Raw genomic sequence first — 2,241 nt, forward strand, 5'->3', positions numbered from 1 at the left:
GCGATAGATAGTATTATATTCATATGCCAAAGAGATGAAAACACATTCTTTGATTCATATTTAAGCAAGATAGAAATCACTTTTAACAGCGAATGAGAAACCTTAGGGCTGTTCAAGTAAACAATATCGACGTTGTTGTCTAGGAAAGGTTCCATCTCGCCACCTTTCTTTAAAATACAGACTAATACCTTTTTGTCATCATAAACTTTATTATTGGCTATGTTTATCATTACCCTTTCTGAGCCGCCAAAACCCATGTAAGGAACAAAAAATATAATATCGTACACGAACTAACACTCCCATAAATTCTTTAACAACTAACATGAAGTTATCATAATTTATAACGCTAAATCATGAAAGCTAAGTATACAAGCATAATTTATAATGAACTTAATTTGTAATGAGCACAACACATAAAGTATATCGGTTTCAATTATTAAAATAAGCATACCAATCATCGTATTGTGTTCTAAAATAATAACAAGTCAGAATACGTCTTGTATGACAGCGAATATCACTCTTGAGAATATTTAAACGCGCTTGTCTGATCCTTGCGAATTTCTTTGCACTTTCTTCCGCGCGTTTACGACTCGCATTTTCACCAAGTTAGGTATCCAAACTCCAATGCATCGACTCGACCAACCTATGTGAATGCGTGCATTTAACCATTTTTTAAACATTTGAATCCTTCGAGTTGATGTAGTATTTCACCACCACTTCTAACGCTTTCGCTACCTTGTCTTCTTGACTTATTGAAACCATAATAATCATGGTTTTCAGCTCAGGCCACTCTAACTCTACATCACCTAAAAAACTTAAATCTTTATTGGTCAATGGAAGCCTAGTATCTTGTCTATCAAGTGCTCTATTTTTCTGGCACACTGTAGGAGTCACCATCGTGGTATGGGAGCACGCTCATTTCAAAATAGTGTCGAACGCTTACTCTAAACGACTTTGATTATACCAAATCAACTTGAAGATGCAGGCTTGAGAACCTGAAAATTATCATTAATTCGAGATGTCAAAGAGCCTGCGATCTCTGGAAGAGTCACAGCAAAAAATTGCTCTATTGCCGCCTTGAAGTCCCGTTTCCTTTTAAAGTAAACGTTATTCCTCGACTTCTCATTCATTACTTTCCATAACCGCTCTATTGGGTTGAGGTTTGGACTGTAAGGTGGAAGATAATGAAGTTCGATATTTAGGACAAACGCCGCATCTTTGACTAAGTCACTACAGTGATATCTCGCACCATCTAAGATGATATGAAGCTTATGGCCTAACGGATAACTCTCTCTTAACTTGCAGAAAAAGCGAACAATACTTTCACTGTTAATACTTTCGTAATCCTGAACGATAGTGGCACCAATATCTGACAGGTTCAGGGCGCCGATAATGTTCAACCTGCTACGATTGCCCGTTGTTTCAATCACTTTATCCTGGCCAGTCCGTATCCAGCCATAAGATATTTTTGTTGATAAGGTTGGGTGAACAGCGTCGATAAAGACTATCGATTCATCCTTGCCACAGCTTGCCTTTAGAGCTTCATAAGCCTCTATGAATGCTTGCTGTTTTGCTTCATCAAACTTGTACGGTACGCCTTTCGGTTGCTTGTAACTAAAGTCATTGTGGTGAAGCCACTTGTTCATACCAGAAACCGTGTAATCAAGTCCAAACGTCTCTTTAGCGTAGGCGACAATTTGATGAGTGTGAGAATAGGTTTTCTTAGTCAAATGCTCGATTAGGTGCATGGTTTGAGTAGCAGAAAGCTTGCTTTGGCTTCCGCCATTTTCGGGCTTAAGTTTTTCAGAAAGAACGTAGTCACTGAGGTGACGTGCAACGGTAGACTCATGAATACGAAGAGCTTGAGCAATCATAGTCTGACTCCAACCCTCAGTGGTAAGCAATACGGCTTTAATACGCTCACGCACTCGACCATCGCGAGTAGAATCGTGCATTTGTTCGAGTTGGTGTTTCTGTTGAGGAGTCAGAGTAATTTTCATGGCGCTTAGCATGATCCTGATTTTAATAAAAATCAAGCATCTTCAATGATCACAGGTATATAAAACATGGATTCCGGATTCAATAGATGTCAGAGAGACCCGTCAGTGCTAGATCATATGAAGGGATGCCAAAGATATCACATAAGAATGTTCATAAGCAGTTTTAAACTTTAACTTTTCAGGTTAAAAGACGAAGACTTTATCTTCGTCCAACTAATATAATAATGTCAATGTGTACTAT

Annotated in this window: 3 protein-coding genes; all 3 read right to left on the bottom strand. The window is 38.3% G+C overall.

Annotated elements, in window-relative coordinates:
• Nucleotides 1–287 (bottom strand): hypothetical protein (locus tag AACT21_RS09385; protein WP_217898749.1); only part of this gene is annotated, 287 nt, incomplete at its 3' end.
• 385 nt (nucleotides 288–672) lie between these two features.
• Nucleotides 673–834 (bottom strand): hypothetical protein, encoded by a 162-nt coding sequence (locus AACT21_RS09390; protein WP_176430246.1) that lies wholly within the window; start codon nucleotides 832–834, stop codon nucleotides 673–675.
• Nucleotides 835–968: 134 nt separating this feature from the next.
• Complete coding sequence (locus tag AACT21_RS09395) at nucleotides 969–2,000, bottom strand: IS630 family transposase (RefSeq protein WP_176430247.1); 1,032 nt, start codon at nucleotides 1,998–2,000, stop codon at nucleotides 969–971.
• Nucleotides 2,001–2,241: the final 241 nt, after the last annotated feature.

This window comes from Vibrio sp. V08_P9A1T1, from assembly GCF_963874405.1.
GTDB lineage: Bacteria > Pseudomonadota > Gammaproteobacteria > Enterobacterales > Vibrionaceae > Vibrio > Vibrio anguillarum.